Source organism: Peribacillus sp. NPDC097197, from assembly GCF_050278025.1.
Classification (GTDB): Bacteria; Bacillota; Bacilli; order Bacillales; family DSM-1321; genus Peribacillus.
In genome coordinates, this window is sequence record NZ_JBNNST010000001.1 from 464,322 (window position 1) to 485,849 (window position 21,528).

At 42.4% G+C, this 21,528-nt stretch carries 22 protein-coding genes; 14 read left to right on the top strand and 8 right to left on the bottom strand.

The window, feature by feature from the left end; all coding sequences use genetic code 11:
- Positions 1 to 113 precede the first annotated feature (113 nt).
- Positions 114 to 1,463: a sodium-dependent transporter gene (locus ACQKL6_RS02250; protein WP_402989949.1), complete on the bottom strand. Its 1,350-nt coding sequence runs from the start codon at positions 1,461 to 1,463 to the stop codon at positions 114 to 116.
- A 332-nt stretch (positions 1,464 to 1,795) separates the two neighbouring features.
- On the opposite strand from ACQKL6_RS02250, the gene yugI reads away from it, so the two are divergent.
- Complete coding sequence (gene yugI / locus ACQKL6_RS02255; protein WP_402871118.1) at positions 1,796 to 2,200, top strand: S1 domain-containing post-transcriptional regulator GSP13; 405 nt, start codon at positions 1,796 to 1,798, stop codon at positions 2,198 to 2,200.
- Between the two features lie 118 nt (positions 2,201 to 2,318).
- Here yugI and ACQKL6_RS02260 read toward each other — a convergent pair whose 3' ends face one another.
- Complete coding sequence (locus tag ACQKL6_RS02260; protein WP_402871121.1) at positions 2,319 to 2,552, bottom strand: DUF378 domain-containing protein; 234 nt, start codon at positions 2,550 to 2,552, stop codon at positions 2,319 to 2,321.
- A 199-nt stretch (positions 2,553 to 2,751) separates the two neighbouring features.
- Between ACQKL6_RS02260 and ACQKL6_RS02265 the strand changes: the two genes are divergently transcribed.
- The 3 genes from ACQKL6_RS02265 (at position 2,752) to ACQKL6_RS02275 (ending at position 6,053) form a co-directional block, all read left to right on the top strand.
- Positions 2,752 to 3,915 (top strand): iron-containing alcohol dehydrogenase, encoded by a 1,164-nt coding sequence (locus ACQKL6_RS02265; RefSeq protein ID WP_402871123.1) that lies wholly within the window; start codon positions 2,752 to 2,754, stop codon positions 3,913 to 3,915.
- Between the two features lie 126 nt (positions 3,916 to 4,041).
- The gene (locus tag ACQKL6_RS02270; protein ID WP_402989946.1) at positions 4,042 to 5,388 is read left to right on the top strand and encodes a glucose-6-phosphate isomerase; all 1,347 of its coding nucleotides are present in this window, start codon (positions 4,042 to 4,044) and stop codon (positions 5,386 to 5,388) included.
- A gap of 260 nt (positions 5,389 to 5,648) precedes the next feature.
- On the top strand, positions 5,649 to 6,053 hold the full coding sequence (locus ACQKL6_RS02275) for a YugN-like family protein (RefSeq protein WP_402871129.1): 405 nt from the start codon (positions 5,649 to 5,651) through the stop codon (positions 6,051 to 6,053).
- Here ACQKL6_RS02275 and ACQKL6_RS02280 read toward each other — a convergent pair.
- Complete coding sequence (locus ACQKL6_RS02280) at positions 6,050 to 7,045, bottom strand: potassium channel family protein (RefSeq protein ID WP_402954255.1); 996 nt, start codon at positions 7,043 to 7,045, stop codon at positions 6,050 to 6,052. The two genes, ACQKL6_RS02275 and ACQKL6_RS02280, sit on opposite strands and share 4 nt — an antisense overlap.
- 241 nt (positions 7,046 to 7,286) lie before the next feature.
- On the bottom strand, positions 7,287 to 8,573 hold the full coding sequence (locus ACQKL6_RS02285; protein WP_402989940.1) for a glycosyl hydrolase family 18 protein: 1,287 nt from the start codon (positions 8,571 to 8,573) through the stop codon (positions 7,287 to 7,289).
- 167 nt (positions 8,574 to 8,740) lie between these two features.
- Here ACQKL6_RS02285 and ACQKL6_RS02290 point away from each other — a divergent pair, with 167 nt between their 5' ends.
- Positions 8,741 to 8,944, top strand: coding sequence for a small, acid-soluble spore protein, alpha/beta type (locus ACQKL6_RS02290; RefSeq protein WP_402871137.1), 204 nt, complete (start codon positions 8,741 to 8,743; stop codon positions 8,942 to 8,944).
- 57 nt (positions 8,945 to 9,001) lie between these two features.
- On the opposite strand, the gene ACQKL6_RS02295 is transcribed toward ACQKL6_RS02290, so the two are convergent.
- Positions 9,002 to 9,742 carry a glycerophosphodiester phosphodiesterase gene (locus ACQKL6_RS02295; RefSeq protein ID WP_427650461.1) on the bottom strand — a complete coding sequence of 247 codons (741 nt, stop codon included), beginning with the start codon at positions 9,740 to 9,742 and terminating at the stop codon, positions 9,002 to 9,004.
- Between the two features lie 155 nt (positions 9,743 to 9,897).
- Between ACQKL6_RS02295 and ACQKL6_RS02300 the strand changes: the two genes are divergently transcribed.
- From ACQKL6_RS02300 to ACQKL6_RS02320, 5 genes are all read left to right on the top strand, one after another.
- On the top strand, positions 9,898 to 10,725 hold the full coding sequence (locus tag ACQKL6_RS02300) for an undecaprenyl-diphosphate phosphatase (RefSeq protein ID WP_402871142.1): 828 nt from the start codon (positions 9,898 to 9,900) through the stop codon (positions 10,723 to 10,725).
- A 530-nt stretch (positions 10,726 to 11,255) separates the two neighbouring features.
- Positions 11,256 to 12,575 carry an APC family permease gene (locus tag ACQKL6_RS02305; RefSeq protein ID WP_402871145.1) on the top strand — a complete coding sequence of 440 codons (1,320 nt, stop codon included), beginning with the start codon at positions 11,256 to 11,258 and terminating at the stop codon, positions 12,573 to 12,575.
- A 143-nt stretch (positions 12,576 to 12,718) separates the two neighbouring features.
- The gene (locus tag ACQKL6_RS02310) at positions 12,719 to 13,903 is read left to right on the top strand and encodes an MFS transporter (protein WP_427650463.1); all 1,185 of its coding nucleotides are present in this window, start codon (positions 12,719 to 12,721) and stop codon (positions 13,901 to 13,903) included.
- A gap of 110 nt (positions 13,904 to 14,013) precedes the next feature.
- Positions 14,014 to 14,343, top strand: a complete 330-nt coding sequence (locus ACQKL6_RS02315) for a hypothetical protein (protein ID WP_402871149.1) — start codon at positions 14,014 to 14,016, stop codon at positions 14,341 to 14,343.
- Between the two features lie 185 nt (positions 14,344 to 14,528).
- On the top strand, positions 14,529 to 15,782 hold the full coding sequence (locus tag ACQKL6_RS02320) for a methyl-accepting chemotaxis protein (RefSeq protein ID WP_427650465.1): 1,254 nt from the start codon (positions 14,529 to 14,531) through the stop codon (positions 15,780 to 15,782).
- Positions 15,783 to 15,825: 43 nt separating this feature from the next.
- On the opposite strand, the gene ACQKL6_RS02325 is transcribed toward ACQKL6_RS02320, so the two are convergent.
- The gene (locus tag ACQKL6_RS02325; protein WP_402871155.1) at positions 15,826 to 15,975 is read right to left on the bottom strand and encodes a hypothetical protein; all 150 of its coding nucleotides are present in this window, start codon (positions 15,973 to 15,975) and stop codon (positions 15,826 to 15,828) included.
- A 168-nt stretch (positions 15,976 to 16,143) separates the two neighbouring features.
- Between ACQKL6_RS02325 and ACQKL6_RS02330 the strand changes: the two genes are divergently transcribed.
- The 3 genes from ACQKL6_RS02330 (at position 16,144) to ACQKL6_RS02340 (ending at position 20,219) form a co-directional block, all read left to right on the top strand.
- Positions 16,144 to 17,010 carry an STAS domain-containing protein gene (locus tag ACQKL6_RS02330; RefSeq protein WP_427650467.1) on the top strand — a complete coding sequence of 289 codons (867 nt, stop codon included), beginning with the start codon at positions 16,144 to 16,146 and terminating at the stop codon, positions 17,008 to 17,010.
- Positions 17,011 to 17,207: 197 nt separating this feature from the next.
- A complete protein-coding gene (locus ACQKL6_RS02335; protein ID WP_427650469.1) occupies positions 17,208 to 17,645 on the top strand; it encodes a hypothetical protein in 438 nt (145 codons plus the stop codon).
- 201 nt (positions 17,646 to 17,846) lie between these two features.
- Positions 17,847 to 20,219, top strand: coding sequence for a penicillin acylase family protein (locus ACQKL6_RS02340; RefSeq protein ID WP_427650471.1), 2,373 nt, complete (start codon positions 17,847 to 17,849; stop codon positions 20,217 to 20,219).
- 116 nt (positions 20,220 to 20,335) lie between these two features.
- Here the strand turns inward: ACQKL6_RS02340 and ACQKL6_RS02345 are convergent, their stop codons facing one another.
- Complete coding sequence (locus tag ACQKL6_RS02345) at positions 20,336 to 20,554, bottom strand: hypothetical protein (RefSeq protein WP_402871166.1); 219 nt, start codon at positions 20,552 to 20,554, stop codon at positions 20,336 to 20,338.
- Positions 20,547 to 21,167: a sigma-70 family RNA polymerase sigma factor gene (locus ACQKL6_RS02350; protein ID WP_402871169.1), complete on the bottom strand. Its 621-nt coding sequence runs from the start codon at positions 21,165 to 21,167 to the stop codon at positions 20,547 to 20,549. The genes ACQKL6_RS02345 and ACQKL6_RS02350 overlap by 8 nt, the downstream gene beginning before the upstream one ends.
- A gap of 157 nt (positions 21,168 to 21,324) precedes the next feature.
- Between ACQKL6_RS02350 and ACQKL6_RS02355 the strand changes: the two genes are divergently transcribed.
- A complete protein-coding gene (locus ACQKL6_RS02355) occupies positions 21,325 to 21,486 on the top strand; it encodes a YvrJ family protein (protein WP_402871171.1) in 162 nt (53 codons plus the stop codon).
- The last annotated feature ends 42 nt before the right edge of the window (positions 21,487 to 21,528 follow it).

Sequence of the window (21,528 nt, forward strand, 5' to 3'; positions counted from 1 at the left end):
TAATAAGGTCATTTTACCATATTTTAACTTGTTCACAGTGGGAATGATATGGATATTTTGTGAAAAGAAAACGCCGTATCGATTACCGATGCGGCGTTTTGAATGAAGAAACATTACTTGTCAAATAGACCGATTGAACTCAAAAAGACGACGAGTATCGCTACCGGAACGATATAGCGAATGAGAAAGTACCAAAGTTTAAAGAAAGAGAATCCTGGGCTTGCCCCCATTTCGAACTCATTCTGAACTTGGAGCCTTTTCATCTGATAGCCAATGAAAAGAGAAATGAATAAGGCTCCGATAGGCAAGGCGATGTTGCTTGTCACATAATCAGCGAGGTCGAAGAAGGTCAAGTTGAAAATCTTCACATCAGAGAGTACGCCAAATGATAATGCGCTTGGAATCCCGATCACGAAAACAACAAGGCCGGCTATCCATGAAGATTTCCGGCGCTTCCGAGCATCGCCCTTTATCATGGATGCTACGATGATTTCCAGAATGGAGAACGCTGAAGTAAGCGTAGCGAATAATAATAATACGAAGAAAATCGCCATGAAAATGCCACCGAAGGTAATTTCATTAAAGACCGCAGGCAACACGACGAAGACGAGTCCTGGTCCACTTGAAGGATCGAAACCAAGGGCAAATACGGCCGGGAAAATGACCAAGCCCGCCAATAAGGAAATGAAAATATTCAACCCGACTACGGATAATGCCGATTTTGTAATATCATCATTCTTACTTAAGTACGAAGCATAGGTGACCATCACGGAAATACCTACACTCAATGCAAAGAAGGATTGTCCTAGCGCTAATAAAATCGTCTGCTCCGTCAAGGAGGAGAAATCCGGTTTCAAAAAGAAACGGACACCTTCCATCGCACCTTCAAGTGTCATGGAACGAACGAGAAGGACAAGAAAAAGGACGAACAGGGAAGGCATCATGTACTTATTGGCCTTTTCAATCCCTTTGGATACGCCACCTTGAACGACCCAAATCGTCAAGACCATGAAAAGAAGCTGCGCAATGACCGTTTCATAAGGACTGCTGATAACGGTATTGAAAAGGCCACTGTATTCCGATTGGGTTAAATTTGATAGGGACCCGGTAAAGCTTCTCCATAAATAGGAAAGGATCCAGCCACCAACAACACTATAGAAGGAAAGTAAAATGATGGATGCTAGAACTCCGCCATATCCTAGTAACACCCAGGGTTTACCTGGTGAAATGTGCTTGTAGGCCCGAATGGCATCTTTTTGTGCATTCCGGCCGATGGTGAATTCGGCAATAAGTAAGGGTGTGCCGATCATGAGGGTGAAAATCACGAAAAAAAGGAAAAAAGCGCCGCCTCCATTTGTCCCTGTCATATATGGAAACTTCCAGATGGCACCCAAACCAATAGCGGACCCAGCCGCTGCTAGAATGAATCCGATTTTGGAAGACCATTGCTCTTGTTTTGCCATGGTGAAAAACTCCTTTAGAGGTATAGAAATACGTGAATGTAGAGATAAACATTTTCTCATCTTACTACGATTAATCTCAATTTGGTAGTTTTTTGTTATGCTAATTTTTTGAAAAATTAATGATCGAAAAAATGGGGACAAAGAATTAAATGAAAACTTTTAGGATAAGTTATAAATAATAGCCATATATCGTAATGGACACTCAATTACAAAATTTTTACGTTTTAGCGGAAAAAGTATGGTATACTTAACTTTGATTATTTCCAGCTCTGTGATATAATTTTGTATTGCGTGAAAAGCCGAAAAAATATATATAAAATAGGAGTGTTACCATGTCTGAAAAATTCGAAATTGGTGCAGTAGTTACTGGTAAGGTAACTGGTATTCAACCTTACGGTGCATTTGTTGCTTTAGATGATTCAACTCAAGGATTAGTTCATATTTCTGAAATCACTCACGGGTTCGTAAAAGATATTAACGAACATTTAAAAGTGGGCGATGAAGTGAAAGTTAAAGTACTTTCAATCGATTCAAAAGCTGGAAAAATCGGCTTATCAATCCGCGCAACAGAAGAAGCTCCTGAGCGTACTGAAGCTCCTAAGAAAGCTCCAAAAAAACGCCAAGCATCTGTTAAAGCAACATCACACATCGAGTCTACTGAAGGATTCAACTCTTTAAAAGATAAACTTCAAGCGTGGATCGATCAATCTGAACGCGAAGACTTAATCAAAAAATAATTTTTTTAACCGGATGGTCATAGGACCATCCGGTTTTTTTATTATTCTTCAATAATTGATAAAGCCGGGACATGTTTCATGGACCGGCTTTATTTTATACATATTTTCTTTTAGCGATTCATTGAGTTGGTTTTGTTTCAGTTTCACGAGACGTTTGGGGACTTGGCTTGAAGAGAAGACCAAGATTGATAAGCCCGGCGATTCCCACTAAGCCATAAACGATGCGAGCCAAAGCAGCATCTTGTCCGCCGAATATCGCTGCGACTAGATCGAACTGAAAAAATCCAATTAGTCCCCAGTTGATGGCTCCGATGATTGTTAAAACAAGGGCCGTTTTTTGTAATCCACTCATTGTATAGCCTCCTTTTTTATAAGCATCTTTCTTTACTTATCATGCTTTTTGAAGATAATTATATACACCCCAGAAAAAACTTCTAAACGGATATTTTGTATTTATATGGAATGTTCGTCATAATGAAGGGATAAAATATCCATTGCTGCAGTGGCATGGGGCCGCTGAAAAAAGGCAATGCAAAAGGAGATTATATATATTGGAAAATTACACGTATAAGAATCCTACTAAGATCATCTTTGGTAGAAACCAATTGAAAAGCATAAAAGAGGAAATTCCTGCCTACGGAAAGAGAGTGCTGCTCGTCTACGGTGGCGGAAGCATCAAGAAAAACGGGCTGTATGATAAAGTGATGGCGGAATTGAAAGAAATCCAGGTGGAAGTATATGAACTAGCAGGAGTTGAACCAAACCCAAGGATCACGACTGTCCGTAAAGGTGTGGAGTTGTGTAAGGAACATCAAATCGACTTCGTGCTAGCGGTAGGCGGCGGAAGTGTTATCGATGCAACAAAAGGCATCGTTGCGGGTGCGAAGTATGAAGGAGACGCTTGGGATCTTGTCACCAAAAAGGCTCCCGTCAAAGAAGCCCTTCCTTTTGGGACAATCCTTACGATTGCTGCCACCGGTTCTGAAGCGAATTCGGGTTCGGTCATTACGAATTGGGAAACGAAAGAGAAATACGGATGGGGAAGTCCTTTGTTATTTCCTAAATTCTCGGTCCTTGATCCTGAAAATACTTTTTCACTTCCAAAAAATCAAACCGTCTATGGCATGGTCGATATGATGTCACATGTTTTCGAAACGTATTTCCATCAAGAAACGCATGCTCCGCTTCAGGACCGCTTTTGTGAATCACTTCTGGTGACGGTCATGGAAACGGCTCCAAAGTTATTGGAAGATCTCGAGGATTATGAAAATCGTGCTACGATTTTGTATGCGGGCAATGTGGCGTTAAATGGTTCACTGGGAGTAGGATATCTTGGCGATTGGGCCACTCATAATATTGAACATGCCGTCTCTGCGGTCTATGATATTCCCCATGCGGGAGGCCTGGCAATATTATTCCCTAATTGGATGAAACATGTGCTCCATGAAAATGTCGAGCGGTTCAAACAAGTTGCCGTCCGTGTCTTTCAGGTCGACCCAGAGGGCAAATCCAGTGAAGAGGTTGCGCTTGAGGGAATTGAACGCCTTCAGTCATTCTGGAGCAGCTTAGGGGCCCCGTCGCGTCTTGCAGATTACGATATCGACGATTCACAACTTGAAGTCATTGCCGATAAAGCGATGAGCAATGGAGAATTCGGTCGGTTTAAAGTATTGAATCGCGAAGATGTCCTTGCGATTCTACGTGCTTCATTATAAGAACCTTACGATATGCTCCCACTATTCGATAGTGGGAGTTTTTCTAAAAGACTTAGCGATTTCTTGATTCTGCTAAATACATCAGATAAAGTAAAAGAGTAACCAAAGAATAAAGGAGGAATTGGCATGTCCCATCTACATTTCGATTATTCAAAAGCTCTACCGTTTTTCGGAAAGCACGAAATGACCTATTTACAGGATGCTGTAAAAGTGGCACATCATTCTCTACACGAACAGACCGGTGCGGGCAATGAATTTCTGGGCTGGGTTGATTTACCGAAGGATTATGATAAAGAAGAGTTCTCCAGGATCAAGAAAGCTGCCGCCAAAATAAAAGAAGATTCGGACGTCCTGTTGGTCATCGGAATCGGTGGTTCGTATTTAGGAGCACGTGCAGCCATCGAAATGCTGCAACATAGTTTCTATAACCTTTTACCTTCTGATAAAAGAAACACTCCGCAAATCATATTCGTTGGTAACAATATAAGTTCTACATATATGCAAGATGTCATGGACGTATTGGTCGACAAGGACTTTTCAATCAATGTGATTTCCAAATCGGGCACAACGACGGAGCCTGCCCTTGCGTTCCGGATTTTCCGTAAGCTTCTCGAGCAAAAGTATGGTCCAGAAGCAGCGAAAGGCCGTATCTTCGCGACTACCGATAAAGAAAAGGGCGCATTAAAGACAGTGGCCACGGAAGAGGGATTTGAAACGTTCGTCATTCCGGATGATGTCGGTGGAAGGTATTCTGTACTTACTGCAGTGGGCTTGCTTCCGATTGCTGTAAGTGGTGCGGATATAGATCAAGTGATGGAAGGGGCGGAGAGCGCTAGAGCGGACTTCAGTTCATCGGAGCTTTCCGAGAACCAGGCTTATCAATACGCGGCCGTCCGTAACGTCCTTTATAATAAGGGGAAAACCATTGAAATGTTGATCAACTATGAACCTGGTCTGCAATATTTCTCAGAGTGGTGGAAGCAGTTGTTCGGCGAAAGTGAAGGGAAGGACCAGAAAGGGATTTTCCCGGCAGCCGCCAACTTCTCTACGGACCTGCATTCGATGGGGCAGTATGTACAGGAAGGGCGACGCGACCTTTTCGAAACGGTCATCAAAGTGGAAGAGGCACGTCATGAAATCTCGATTGAAGCAGCAGAAAATGATTTAGATGGTTTGAATTATCTGGCTGGTGAAACCGTACAATTCGTCAATAACAAGGCATTTGAAGGTACCTTATTGGCTCATACGGATGGCGGTGTTCCTAACCTGATTGTTTCCGTACCAAAACTGGATGCCTTCACATTCGGCTACCTTGTTTATTTCTTTGAGAAGGCTTGCGCGATGAGCGGCTATCTGTTGGGGGTCAATCCGTTTGATCAGCCTGGGGTCGAAGCTTACAAGGTGAATATGTTTGCCCTGCTAGGAAAACCAGGGTATGAAGAGAAAAAGGCGGAACTCGAACAGCGTTTATAAAATTAAGTGAAGAAGGCATCATGCTGGACTAGATTGTCCACGCATGATGCTTTTATTTATCGGCTTAAGAAAAGGTTAAGAAAAAAGGTTGATAATGCTATGTAATCCGATACCTAGAAAAAAGACAAAAAGATCGCCTTGAAATCAGTGACGAAGCCAATTTGCTTTTTACCCAATCGAAAGAGGGTAGTGATCAATAGGGGTTATTTTAAGACTTTTGGGTAAGCTAATTATTAAAATTAGCAAAAGAGGTTTTTAACATGATTGAAATATCTTCTAAGTTGGAAGGGAAAACTTTTGGATTATTCGATTTGGAAACGAAGCTTAAACCAGAAGGGTATATGATCGGTGGCGGTTGGGATTATGACCACGGCACCTTCGATTTCAAAATGGACGACAAAGATGGCTATCAGTTTTTACGTGTTCCCTTCAAAGCTGTCGATGGATCACTTGATACGGACGGGGCCATGGTTGAAATCATGACGCCGTATTTATTATCTCATAAGTATGAAGATGGCATCGACCGCGAGGGAAATATCGGGAATCTCTCCGCTTCATTTAATCAATTTGCCGAGCCGGAAGACCCCGATGCTGAATTTCCTCAGGAATATATTGCGTATGGGAAATCTCTCGTTCGGGACCTTGAAAAAATCTTATTGGATTAACGATCGATGATGAGCAAGATATCATTTTGATGGATGATTGCATCTGCAGGAGGCTTGATACGTGTCTCGCCTCCTGAAATGATGCCAACCAAGAGAATATCCTTATCTAATAATGTAATCCCCAATTGTTTGAATGTTTGCCCGTTCCAATCGAATTGGACGGGCATCTGTTCAATCTTTAAACCATTTTCGGTGGCCGAATTTTCTTCTTCCCGCTTTTCCATTCCTCTCCATAAACATTCCTGCATATAATCACTCGCAAACTTATTCGTTTCGATAATGGCATCTGCTCCCGCACGTAATGCATTTTCCTTCTGTTCCTGCGTTAAAATTTCAACAAGACAATATACATGAGGGTTCAGTCCTTTTATAGCCAGTAAAGCCAACACGGTGAACATGTCGGTCTGCAGTTCGTTTTGTTGGAGATCGGCAGTGATGAGGACCCGTGCCGCCTGTTTAATATTGGCCTGTTGCAAAACGGAATCCAAACTGGCTTTCCCTTGGACAAAATGTATATTCGTCCGTGGCAAAGGGTGCTTGGTCAATGTGTCGTCAATCAAGACAATATATTGGTTATGCATGCGTTCATGAATGTTCTTGATGATTCGTTTTGAACGTCCATTCCAGCCGATGATAATAAAGTGACCGGTGCCGCTAAACTCCTTTCTTCCGGAAAGGAATTGTTGGTCGCTTGAGATGGACATTTTGGCGATGTAGGCAAAATAAGAAGTGATGAGCCCGACACCCGATAAGATGAGAAGCATCCCGAGGATTCTCCCAAACTTCGTAAGTGGGGTGAAATCCCCATATCCAACGGTCGATATCGTGACGATTGCCCACCAAATTCCCTCGAATATGGAAGGGAAATTATCAGGCTCGACTAGATGAATCAGCCAACCGAATACAAGTAAAAATAGGATGATGGTCAAAAATAGTTTGAGTAAACGTGGAGACCTTTTAAAAGTGTTGCTGAACGGATTGATTCGGATCATGTTATCCCCCCTACGACAGTCCTTTTAGTATGGACAAAATGGACTGAACTCATAAGGATTTAACGGATATATATATAGAAGTTCTAGTAAGAACATGAGATCAAATACATGATAAAAACCTTCCGTGACCTGACGGAAGGTTTTTATCATGTGGAGTCACGTATCCAGAAAAGGACTTCATGCTCAATACTTGATGATATGCGAGGACCACATGGTTTATGCAAAAAAATATGAAAATCCCTCAGACCCGTCGTCGGACATTGAAGTTCTCACTGATGAGCAACCAGTTTTGCGGGAAGGCAAGGCCTAGCTTCCAGTAACTCATTCCTCTAAGGTTCAATTCTTTGATCAAATCGAACTTTGCTTGAATGGACCGGGCATCTTCAAACCAGACCTCATGCTCCTTCCCATCTGCATCCGTGTAATTGAAATGGGGCGCCTGCGCTTTCTCATCGTATTCTATGGATACATTGTTCGCGGCAGCAATCTGGATGGCCTGCTGAGGGCTGATCGCTTTGGCGATGGAGCCCTGGACAAAAGGCAATGTCCAATCATATCCGTATAGGTTCTGGCCCATCAGAATCTTATTGGCCGGCATTTCGGTGATGGCATATTCCAGTACGTCCCGAACCGGTCCTATCGGGGATACCGCCTGTGCTGGACCGCCGCTGTATCCCCATTCGTACGTCATGATGATCACGAAGTCGACAATTTCACCATGTGCCTTATAGTCATGTGCCTCATACCAGCCACCTTTTTGCTCTGCACTGGTTTTCGGTGCAAGTGCCGTCGAGATGAACCAACCTTCTTTTTTGAAACGATCCCTTGCTTTACGTAAGAATTGGTTATAGGCATTTTTATCGGACGGGCGGAGAAACTCAAAGTCAAAGTGAATATCCCTGAATCCATATTTCTTGGCTGTGGTCACAATGTTGTTTAGGAACTTATTCTGCACGGAGGTGTTCGTCAGGATGATCCGACCAAGTTCATCACTGAATTGATCGTTTTCCTGATTGGTGATGACCATCATGAGGACATTCTTGTTTTCTTTTGCAATGGTGGGAAAGTTATTGAGCAACGGTTCCTTTAAGGTGCCATCTCGCAGTGCCTGAAAGCTGAATGGCGCTAAGTATGTCAAATAAGGCGCGGCTTCCTGAGCAGCTGTTTCAAGGGCAGGAGCGACTGTTGTACCACGGGGCTCGACATAGCCGTTGAATTCAGCAGTCCGTTTTTTTCGGGCAGGAATATATAGGCGGTACCCCACGGATAAGGAGTCCTGATCGGAAATGCCATTGATCCTCGCTAATTCTTGATAGGGTACATCCACTTTTTGAGCAATCGAAAATAAAGTGTCACCAGGCTGGACAAAATAATAGCTGCCGACGATTGGAATGACAATGGCCTGCCCGATGACAAGATTATTTGGGTTAGGAATTTTATTTGATTCAACGAGCCGGTCAACGCTCACGCTATATGTTTGGGCGATGCCAAATAACGTTTGGCCAGGCCTAACCACATGAATTTGCACGTCTTTTCCCCCTTACTGAAAGTTTCCTAACAGTTTATGAGCATAGGAAGAAATTCATGATAGCGAGCGAAGAAGTTATCTTCATAAAGTTACGATTATTCAATAAATTGGAAAACATAATTGGAGGGGGAGATGTAAATAAATATATATAAGGAGGTGAGAAACACATGGCAAACAACAATAGCAGCAATCAACTAGTAGTAGCTGGTGCAGAACAAGCTCTAGAGCAAATGAAGTATGAAATTGCTTCTGAATTCGGTGTAAACCTTGGTGCAGACACAACATCACGTGCTAATGGATCAGTTGGTGGAGAAATTACAAAACGTTTAGTGCAAATGGCTGAACAACAATTAGGCGGATCGACTCGTTAATAACTGAATAAACATGGATTGAAAGAGGAGGGGAATGTTCCCCTTCTCTTTCACATTTTATTTAGCTGACATGCCTTTCAGAGTCGTGATGGCTTTCTCAGGAAAATCGGTCATGATGACATCGACTCCCCATTTGACTAGCCGCTCGATATCTTCTGGTTTATTGGCCACCCAAGGGCGGACTTTGTATCCAAGTTTCTTCGCAGTGGCATGAATGGATGGGGTCAGGCTATTTTTGTCAGGATGAAAGCCAGCTTCTTTTTTCTCGGCTAAAATTTCCTCGACGTTTGCTGGCAGTCCCTCGAATAATAAAGCCCGCTCCAGTTCCGGGGCCAGCGTCTTTACGTTTTCAATCGATTGATGATTGAAAGAAGAAAGAATCACTCGATTTTCCATGTGATGCTGCCGGATTACATCCACAACTTTTTTTTCGATGCCTTCGTAAGGGAGCTTATCTGTTTTAAGCTCAATATTCATCCACAATGTATGTTCCTTCGCCCATTGGAAAATTTCACCCAAGAATGGAATCTTCTCACCATGGAATTCCTCGGAAAATTTGCTTCCCGCATCCGCTGATTTTAACTCTTCTGCGGAGAAATCCTTTACATACCCGGAAAGAGTGGTCGTCCGGTCAAGTGTTTCATCATGGATGATTACCAATTCCCCATCCGAACTGAGGTGGACATCGAACTCGATGCCATCCGCCCCGACTCGTAGGGCTTCTTTGAATGCAATCATCGTATTTTCAGGATGCGTTCCTTTGGATCCACGGTGGGCATAGATTTGGGTGTTTTTCACATGCATCACTCCTTTTTCTGAAAAAAAGAACCTTGAATCTATGATACATGTATCTCTTCTTTCTTTCAGCAATGATTAATAGACAATATTTTAAACAACGAGTAAAATACAATGGTATTTCCATTTACAAGCGGAGAAATAATGAGGTGAAAACAATGAATATATGGGAAATTTTTGTGGCCGTTATCCTTGGCCTTGTGGAAGGCCTGACGGAGTTTGCACCAGTATCTTCTACGGGGCATATGATCATAGTGGATGATCTATGGCTGAAATCTACCGAAATATTTGGTAGTGAAGTAGCGAATGCATTCAAGGTCGTCATTCAGCTGGGATCGATACTGGCTGTTGTTGTGCTCTTTTGGGGGCGGTTCATGGACTTGCTCGGATTACGAAAGATGAAGAACCCCTCTGCCGTGGCAGGGAAAAAGTTGAATTTGCTTCAAATCATCGTAGGGTTGCTGCCTGCGGCCGTATTAGGTTTATTGTTCGAAGATTATATTGATGACCATTTATTCACTGTAAAGACGGTAATCGTCGGATTATTCCTCGGTGCTTTGCTGATGATTGCAGCGGATAGGTTCCGACCGAAATTGACAGCCGAAACGGTTGATCAGATTACTTATAAACAAGCCTTAGGTGTCGGGTTGATACAATGTCTAGCCCTTTGGCCAGGCTTCTCCCGTTCGGGTTCCACCATATCAGGCGGCGTACTGCTGGGGATGAGTTACCGTGCAGCTTCCGATTTCACGTTTATCATGGCTGTGCCTATCATGGCAGGAGCCAGTTTGCTGAAAATCGTAAAATACTGGGAGTACTTTACGCCTGACGTGTTACCATTCTTTATCGCAGGGTTTATCAGTGCCTTCATATTTGCGTTATTCTGCATACGTTTCTTCCTATTATTGATTAATAAAGTGAAGTTGACGCCATTTGCTATTTATCGTATGGTCTTAGCCATTATCCTGTTATTTATTGTTTGGTAAGAAGCAGGGTTTAACAAAATGAAAAGAAAAAGGCAGAAATGTTGCGACATCAACATTTCTGCCTTTTTTCGTATAAAGGATAGAGCTTCATTAAAAGAGTGAGGCTTAGCGAGCACAAAAGAATGTTAATGTTATATTCATATTGGATTAAATCTCTATTTAAGGATAAAGATATGAATCTGATAGACCTTACGTGCATCATCCGATTCACATTGTGACGATAAATGAAATAAAATGAAATAATGAAGGTGGAATCATCAAATACGAATGATTGCACTTTTAATTAACTATATAATTCGTTTTAAATCCTTTTGAAACATAATAAATTCAATTAACGAAAAAATAATTCGGATTTTAAGAAGAAAGAGGGAAATATTAATTAATTATGAAAACGGATACAATATAGAGGTAACAACATCTGAAATAGTAAATTGACTATTTAGATTATTCGATAAACTATTCTTGTATATTTTTCGTGGTATAATTTTTCTGAGAAAATAGAAGGTGTGTACACGGAAGGAGGACATTATGTGAATGATCAATTGAAGAAAACGATTGGCTTTTGGGTTGGAACATCTATAGTAGTGGGTACAGTCATAGGCTCTGGTATTTTCATGAAGCCAGGAGTGGTACTTGAGTTAAGTGGTAATTCAACGATGTCCTTATTGGCTTGGCTGATTGGTGGCTTGATTACGCTGGCAAGTGGATTGACAATCGCCGAAGTGAGTACACGAATTCCTAAAACGGGCGGTTTATATGCGTATTTAGAAGAAGTGTATGGAAAGTTGTGGGGCTTTCTTTGCGGTTGGGTTCAAACGCTAGTTTATGGACCTGCAGTAATGGGCGCACTTTGTTTATACTTTGGAGCGTTGGTGGCCGGTTTATTTAATATATCCATGGATTATACAATGGGTATTGGAATAATCACGATTGTCTTTTTGACGGCCATGAACTTGTTGGGGACGAAATATGGCGGGTTGATCCAAACCGTTTCAACGGTTGCCAAATTGATTCCAATCGTCTTCATAGCTGTGTTCGGTATGGCTCAAGGCGAGATGCCTGTTTTCAACATGGATGTTGAAACGACGGTGAAGGTGAGTATGGCAGGGGCCATTCTTGCAACACTTTGGGCGTATGATGGCTGGATCAATGTCGGCTTTATGGCTGGTGAGATGAAGAATCCACAGAAGACATTACCACGGGCCATCATCACGGGGATAGTCGTGGTCATGGTAGCCTATTTAGCTGTAAACCTGGCCATGCTACACGTTCTGGGCCCTGATGGAATCATTGCGAATGGAACGAATTCCGCTAATGTTGCAGCCACCGTTCTTTTTGGCGAGCTAGGCGGAAAATTAATTGCAATCGGAATCTTGATTTCAATCTTCGGGTGCCTGAACGGCAAGCTTCTAACCTTCCCAAGGATTACACTTGCGATGGCTGAGGATAAGATGGTTCCTGGTCATAAACAGATAAGGAAGATATCACCTAGATTCAGGACACCTGTCAATGCCACGATTCTACAAGTGGTCATTGCAATCATCATGATGATTGTGACAGATCCGGATAAGCTATCGAATATGGCGATATTCTCTGTCTTTTCTTTTTATGGGCTAGCCTTCTTTGCAGTCTTCATTCTACGTAAAAAAGATCCGGATGCAAAAACGTATAAAGTGCCGCTTTATCCGTTCATCCCTATCCTGGCAATTATCGGTGCGGTATACATAGTGCTTAGCACATTAATCGATACACCGATGGATGCCCTCTACTCCATAATTATTTTGATAATCGGCTTACCTGTATATTGGCTGATGGTCAAGAGTGAGCGGAAGGATAGACAAGTTCATTAACGATTTTCCATCCCTTCACGGTAACTGTGAAGGGACTTTTTTATGCCTGGCAATCCAATGGGCCTGCTCCTTATTCGTAAAATAGACAATTGAGTCCAGACGTATTAACATAAGAAATAAGGAATTGAAAGGTCTGAGCAGAATTGAATTATATTGAACCTGCGGGTAAATCATTTCGGAAAACGATTTTGGCTTTATTTCTTGGAAGCTTTGTAACATTTGCAGATTTATATAGTACGCAACCGGTCATACCGGTTTTTGCGAAGCAGTTTGGGGTTTCTCCACCAATGGCAAGTCTTACGTTGTCTTTTGCAACCGGGACGCTCTCCATATGCCTATTGCTGGTTTCTTTTTTTTCGGAAAGCATTGATCGAAAGAAGATAATGGGTGTAGCTCTGACCATGTCTGCTTTGCTGTCGATCAGTGTCAGTTTTGTCCAGGATGACATCTACCTGTTGATTGCCATCCGGGCGGTTCAAGGGGCAGTCCTTGCAGGGTTCCCGGCAATCGCCATGGCTTATATCAATGAAGAATTCCATCCGAAAAGCCTGGGGTATGTGATGGGCATCTACGTTAGTGGGTCGTCAATTGGAGGGCTGGCAGGGAGATTGATTGTCGGGGTGTTGACGGATCACTACTCATGGAATGTAGCGATTGGAAGTCTTGGCGTTTTAAGCTTACTTATCAGCTTGTTCTTTTGGTGGATGCTGCCTTCCTCTCAGCATGTCACGCACACGAACATGTCTGTGAAGAGAATGATAGAATCCTTACGACATAACATGAAGAATCCACAATTATTATGGCTATTTGGCATGGCTTTCTTATTAATGGGTTCCTTTGTCACCGTTTATAACTTCGTGGGAATTCCCTTGATGGAACCGCCTTATCAATTATCACAAACACTGATCGGTTTCATTTTCCTTATCTATCTCGTCGGTACCTTCAGCTCGACTTGGATGGGGAAGCTCGCTGACCGCTATAGCCGGGGACGCGTGTTACTAACCGGGATTCTGATCATGCTAGCAGGGGCCCTCCTGACCTTGGCAGTTCCTCTATCGATGAAAATATTGGGATTGGCTCTTTTCACCTTTGGTTTTTTTGGGGCCCATTCGATTGCGAGTGGTTGGGTCGGAAGGTTGGCGGATAAAAACGAGAAGGCCCAAGCCTCGGCTCTGTACCTTTTCTTCTATTATGGAGGATCCAGTATAGTGGGGGCCACGGGCGGTATATTCTTAATCCGGTTCGGCTGGGGAGGAGTCATTTCCGTTGTATCCATCTTGATCATTTTGGCGGCCATTTGTATATGGATGGTGAAAAAGGTAAAATAAAAGAGGAAAACAAAGTCTCTTTTCTATCATATTTACTAGGTTTCTGAATATAATCTATTGAAAAAGGATAGTAAGTAATAGATTGATAAAAAGAAGGGGTAATAGATAGAGTGAAACGAAAAACAGTAATCCTAGGTGGTTTAATAGCCGTTTTAATCATATTATTGGTTGTATATTTAACAGGTCCAGGCCGGTTGGACAAAGTGGTGATCGTCGAGAAGTACTACCCTCATTTTTCCGATGGCAAGGCGATTGGCTTTAAGACGAATGAAGTCATTAACGTGAGCAAAACAGAAGAGGGTTCGAATTGCGCAATGAAATTCGATAACGGAAAGATATTGGAAATAGATTGTGACCGGTATTTATCCTATAAAGTAGATGAAACGGTCTATATCTCTTCGGACGGTGATGAAGTCAAGACTATCCAAAGGAAAAGATAGCGCCGTTCTTAAATAAGTGAATAGTAGAATAGAAAGCTGATTTTGTCCTTGCTAAACAAAATCGGCTTTTTTTATTTGTGATAAATAAGTACTATTTAAGGATAAATGTGGAAATTATAATAGGAAAATAGTATGATAATTCTGTGAACATTTTTAAAAATTTAAAATCATAGGAGTGGATACTAATGAGACTAATTCAATATATCATTCGGACGAGCTTGGTTGTGGTACCAGGTACCTTCATGATTGGGCTGTTCGTTTGTCTCGCAAATGGTATTTCGGGAATGCCCATGCTATGGAATCTGGTCTTCATTACAATTTGCGGTGTGGTTGTCGGAATTATTTCCTCCGTGATCAACCATCGAAGGTTCATTCGTCCGATTGGATTGATTAATCGTTATCTAGAGAAAATTGCGGACGGTGACCTTAAACAAAGGATAAGTGAAGATCAGTTAGGTTTTTTGAAAACGATTGCACTTCATATCAATCACACTGTGGAATCTTGGAGCGACGTATTGAAAAAGGTTCAGGATGCATCGAAGAATATGAACGCCTATTCCAATGAATTGGCGGAAGGAGCGCATCAGACAAGCAGCGCGACGGAAGAAATCTCCTGCTCGATAGAAGATGTCGCACAAGGAGCCAGAAATCAGGCAAAGGGAGTGAACGAGACTACTGAGGTGATTTATCAGATGTCATCCAGCCTTTCAAGGGTAACAATCGGGGCGGAGAAGGTATCTGGCTCCATCCATAAGTCCTTGGAGAAAGCGAATGCAGGAAAAAACTCAATCGAACAGGCGGGCCAACAAATGGAGTCCATTTATTCGAATGTGAATGAATTGGCAAGGGTCGTCAATGGATTGGGGGAACGTTCCGTCGAGATAGGGAAAATAGTTGAAGTGATTACAGGGATAGCTGCTCAGACGAATCTATTGGCCTTGAATGCTTCCATAGAGGCGGCACGGGCTGGTGATCAAGGAAAAGGGTTTGCCGTGGTGGCCAATGAAGTGAGGAACCTTGCAGAGCAATCAAGCCATGCAACTCAGCAAATCAGTGAAATCATCAACCATATCCAAAAAGAAACAAAGAAGGTGGCCGAGCAAATGGGGTCTGTCAATCGCGAGGTAAGCGAAGGAATCAACGTGATGACCGGAGCTGGAGATACATTTATAGAAATTCACCACTCCATAAACGATCTTTCTGATCAAGTGGGGCAAGTGGGGGAGACGATTGAAAAAATGGAAGCGGGAACGAGGATGGCTGTACAGTCGATGGAGATGATATCCACTGCAGCGGCGGGATCAGAGGCGGCGACACTAAATGTCTTGACCGCTACGGGGGAACAATCTGCCGCAATAGAAGAAATCAGCGCCTTTGCTGAACACTTGCGGAAATTAGCCGGAGAAATGGATGGCATCATCCATACTTTCAAAATTTAAGCCTCATCGGAAATGAAGACCCAGACCTTTTTGGTCTGGGTTTTCATTTGCCTTTTTCATCTCTATTTTCTTTTTTGTCTTTCTTATTACGACGAAGTACATCTAAGATTCTCCGGCTATTATTTTTACTATTGATCAGTTCAACTAAATCACTCATATTTTCTGCTTCAAAGTCTTGTTGTTCTTTTTTCATTAGGAATCCCTCCTCCAAGTTATTGTAATACCCTTATTTTAATAAAATGAAACTTCTTTTATCCTTTTGGTAATATAAGGTTTTTATATCGCTTTTAAATAAAAATTTGCTAAAATTAAAAAAAGGCTTGATATTTAAATCAAGAGCTGAATGGAGGCTGTTGCCGTTTTGGAGGAAGAATTGGTATTGATTGGAGGAAAAATCGAAAAATTCAAATATATATTGGTCCAACATCTCGAACTTTTCGAAGAAGATTCGCCATATGATTTGGAAACCAGCAAGGTGATTCGGGCACAAATCATTCAAATCCATGCTGATGCCTTGATCCATGGAAAAGCCCAGGCGATGGAAAGCATGAGTGAAATCGGGATGAGAGTTGGGAATCGAATTGTGGAGATGGGCGTTTCGTTAGATAAAATCATTGGGGAGATTCAGCTGGCGCGTAACCTTTTCTGGAGCTTCATTGAAGAGGAAGTCAGCAATCGACACTATTCTATCGAAGTCTTGTTGAAAGCTAGTTCAATCATTGATGCCGTATTGGACGAGTTCCTCTATTGCATGAGTGTGAGTTTTGTGAACTATTATAAGAAAATTGCCAAATCGGCAAACGAGTCTTTAAAAAAAGTAAAAGAAAATCAAGAAGTCATGGAGGAGTTGGCGACGCCAATCGTCCAGACCATGTTAAGCGATGTGTTGCTCGTACCGTTAATCGGACGTATCGACGAATGGCGAATGGGGTCCTTGCAGTCGACGGTCCTGCAAAAGTGTAACGATTCCCATGCTGAAGTAATGATTTTGGATTTCTCCGGCATCACTTATACGCAGGATGATAACATGTTTTCCCTGCTCGACCAGTTGGTTGGCGCGTTAGCATTGATGGGTACAGAAACGATGTTTGTCGGGTTTACACCGGCCGTAGTCAGGCAAATTATCAAGCTTGATTTCTCCCACCAGGTTAAATCATTCTTATCATTCGCCCAAGCCATGGAGTATATCGTTAAACAGAGGGGAATTACAATCCAGTATTCGAATTGAAGGAATCCTTATGAATGAGGATCCTTTTTTTATAGCATATAGAGTGATGATGTTTTTGACCAAAAGTGACCGGTATTTCTTTACTTTGAAGAATCATGATAAGATCAAAAGAAAAGCATAAGAAACGGGTGCCTGCTATCTTCAATCGTATATATGGAAAACATGACTTACATAGACGAAAGGTTGATGAATGAATAGTGGCTTTCAAACAAAAAAACACGCTCGATCCACAAGTAAAATGGTTCAGTGTGGGGATCATGACGGATAACGGCCTCGAATATGAAGAGTATGAGGCGCTATCAAAGCGTATCCTTGATTCAGTCGATAATGTAGGGGCCATATCGGACCTGGTCAGGGTCGAATGGGATAAAGCAAAATTGATTACCTTAAACGAACGATTCGATCATCCGGTTCTTTCGGATCCTTGCTTTATCATTAATGAAGTGATTCCGGAAGATATTGAAAGGGAAAAGAGGCTTTTGCAGGAAAAACATAAGTGGAAAAGATACTTGAATCTAATTTCCCGATATGACTACCTCGAAGCGGAGACGAAAGCCGTCCATGATTTTGATAAGTCCCTTTTGTATACGGATGAAGTGGAGAAAGTGATTGAATATCTTAACCTTAACGCCTAAATGAAACGCATCGGTTCATCGATGCGTTTCATTTGCGTTTAGAAGGAATTTTTCCTTAATCGTACATAGGAAAAAGGAGAGGCATATATCCAATGCTTTCAGAATAAGTAGAAAAATATTGAAGGATTGGTAGGGAAGTCGGATATGAAAGCGAATACTTTAAAGTAGAAAGAGAGAGTTACTAGAAAAGGAGATGAAACAATGGAAGCAGTCCTACCTCAGTCAAAGCCAAAACCAAAAAGAAAATGGAAAAGACGTGTCCTTTGGGTTTTTGTATCGCTGCTCTTGCTTTTAGTGATAGCCGTGATTGCGGCAAATGTATTTTTATCCAGGTCGCTTCCTGAAACGAAGGGGGATTTATTATTGCCCGGTCTTTTGAAACCGGTTACAGTGATACGTGATTCGAGTGGGATTCCACATATTACGGCTGATAATGAACATGATCTGTATTTGGCTCAAGGGTATATTCAGGCGCAGGACCGTTTGTTTCAGATGGACCTAAGCAGGCGTCAGGCATCCGGGGAATTAAGTGAAGTGATTGGTGAGAAGACCGTGAAAAATGATAAATACTTTCGAACGCTTGGGTTAAGGCGGGCTGCCGAATCTTCTTACGCTGGCTACTCAAGTGAGGGGAAAGCAGCATTGGATGTATTTGCTGAAGGTGTGAATCTCTATATCGACGAATTGAAGGATAATGGAAAATGGCCGGTCGAGTTCACTTTGCTTGGCTATGAGCCGAAACCCTGGACACCTGTGGATTCATTGACGATTGGGAAGTATATGGCGTTTGATCTAGGCGGGAACTGGGAAGATCAGGCATTCAGACAGTACTTACTCCAAACGTTCCCAAAGGAAAAGGCCTATGACTTATTCCCGGATTATCCAAAGGATGCACCTTATATCATCGGCAAGGAAGAGCTGGACATTGAGAAGAGCTTTGCTGGTGCCGTCATACCTTATGAATTCAATGGCAGTAATAACTGGGTGGTCTCCGGTGAAAAGACGGATACGGGAAAGCCGCTTTTAGCCGACGATCCCCATCTTGGACTCGCCACTCCCTCGGTTTGGTACCAAATGCATCTGAAGGCACCGACCGTCAATGTGAGTGGGGTCATTTTTGCAGGAATTCCTGGCATCATATTGGGTCATAACGAAAACGTTGCCTGGGGTGTGACGAATACGGGTCCGGATGTTCAGGATCTGTATATTGAGAAGAGGAACCCAAAGAACGAGAATGAATTTGCTTATAAGGAGAAATGGGAAAAGGCCAAAATAATCGATGAACCGATCAAGGTGAAAGACGGTAAGACGATTGATTACCAGGTGACCATTACACGTCATGGCCCGGTCGTTTCTGAATTCGCCGGTAAAAGCGGGAAAAATACGGTCCTGGCATTAAGGTGGACGGCACTAGATCCGTCAGCAGAACTGGAAGCGGTTTTGAATATGAATAAGGCAAAGAATTGGAATGAATTCGAAAAGGCGCTTTTGAAATTCGAAACGCCTGCACAGAATTTCGTTTTCGCCTCCAACGATGGGACGATAGCGTATAAGGCGAACGGGAAGATTCCAATCCGTAAAAAAGGGGATAGCATGTTGCCGGTGCCAGGGTGGACGGATGAATATGAATGGAAAAGCTATATTCCTTTCGATGAACTTCCAAAAACGATCAATCCAAAGGAGGGATTCATCTCGACCGCGAATAACAAGGTCATTTCAGATGATTATCCGTACCACATCAGTAATAACTGGGCACAGCCCTATCGTCAGATGAGGATTCAGGAGTTCTTGGAAGCGAATAAGAAACTGACTGCAGTGGATATGCAAAGTCTGCAGATGGATCAGGTGAATTTGCAGGCGAGAGAATTTGTCCCGCAATTCTTAACGATCTTAAACGGGCCATCAGGAAAGCAGGAACAAAAGGCGTTAGAAATTCTACAAAAATGGAATCAGATAGATTCTGCAGATGCCACTGCACCGATGATCTTCAATGTGTGGATGAAAAAAATCGGGGATGTCCTGCTGACGGATGAAATTCCAGAGGAAACCCTTAAGCTTTTTAATGGAAGGAAATCGGCGATTGATGAATTGCTGCGGGAGGCCCTGAGCGGAAAGCCAGGTCCATGGATCGAGGAAGCAGGAGGACTTGAGCAGGTATTGGCGAAGTCATTACAGGAGACATTGAAAGAATTGGAGAAAACGCAAGGAGGCGACCTAACCGATTGGGAGTGGGGAGAGTACCACCAAGTCCGCTTCGATCATCCGCTTTCAAGCGTTTCCCCATTAAACTATTTGTTTAACGGAGAAGGAGGGATTCCCGTTGGCGGGAGCAGTGTCACTGTCCAGGCCGCTGCATTTCTTGACGACGGTACCGTCAATCATGGCGGCTCCTGGAGGTTTGTCATGGATCTTTCCGATATGAATCAAGCTTATCACCTCGTCGGTCCTGGGCAATCCGGACATGTCAAAAGTAAATGGTATCATGACCAGCTCGAAGATTGGGCGGAAGGGAAGTATCACAAAACCAGGCTAGATAAACCAAAAGGCGATACGCTGACATTGAAGCCTGAATAGGAGAAGGGACCTCACTTTCTAAAAAGTGAGGTCCTTTTTGTCCTTGAAAAAGGCTTGGACGAAAAGCCACATAAAAAAAGAGCCCCAAGCCCAGCAAGAGCTGAACTTGGCACTCCTTACCGTTTCTGTTTGTTCAAGAATTCTGTCAGGAATTCCTCGAAGTTGGGAGCTTCGATGGCTGCAATTTTTTCATAGGATTCTATGATTTTGAGCTTTATCTCTTGTTCCAGGTCTTTTCTGTCCTGATGGTGTGTATTCTTTAAGGACTTTTTTATTTTGGGGTCTAAAGAATCAATCATTTCCATCAATTCTTTCTTTGATAGTTTGTTATCCACAGTACCTGTTCTCCTTCCTAACATAAATCTCATTCAAATAGTGTTTTCGCAGTTTTTCGAGTCCCTGTTTGCGAATGCTTGAAATATTCTGGGGTGATTCTTTGAAATAAGCTGCGATTTCTTTGTTGGTTAGGCCGTAGGAATAGACCATCGTGAGTACCCTATTTTGTTTGGGCGTTAGTTTTTGCAGCGCATTCACCAGTTGTTCATCACTAATGTGGGAAGAAAGGTCGCCGGTTTCCCCCATCTTTTCAAGTTGAACATCTACATTTCCGATTCGGTCGATGATACCGCCGCTATCCGAGGTCATGTCGAGATCCATTCGATAGCGTTCCCGTTGCTTTCGCGCCCTTTTATCATAATCAACTGAGAAAAAGTAAATTAAAGAGCATAAGTATTTGTACACCTTGGCCCTGTAATAGAAAATTTGGAATGTCTCGTTGAGATGACAAAGGTTGTTGGTAGAAGGGGATTCAAGCGTATCCGTGAAAATCTTCAAATGTTCAGGATTCTGTAAAAAAACCTGGATGATGGGTTGATCAAAGAATGAAGCATATCTCTGATGTAACACATCAAGTGAATAAGAAAAGAAATGGGCCGTTAACTTGTTCATTTATTATCCCTCCTTAAGTTCTAAAGTGATGGACAAGGGGAATAAATCAATTATATACGAACATTTGTTCTTTTTGCTATAAACCGATAGTGCTAGATTGATTTTGCTCGGACATTATTCACTTTACTTAATAGATACAAGAAAAGGGGTGAAGAGGATGATGATTGAGGATGCTACTGTGTGGGTATCATTAGTTAGCGATTTTGGCTATCCATTCGTCGTTTCAATGTTTTTGCTCTTCCGCTTCGGAAAAAAACTAAACGAACTAACTGTAGAAGTAGAAAACCTAAAGAAAACAGGCCATAAAAAGAGAAGTTGACATAAAGGTAACGAGGGGCTAGGTTGAAAAATGGATTTTGGA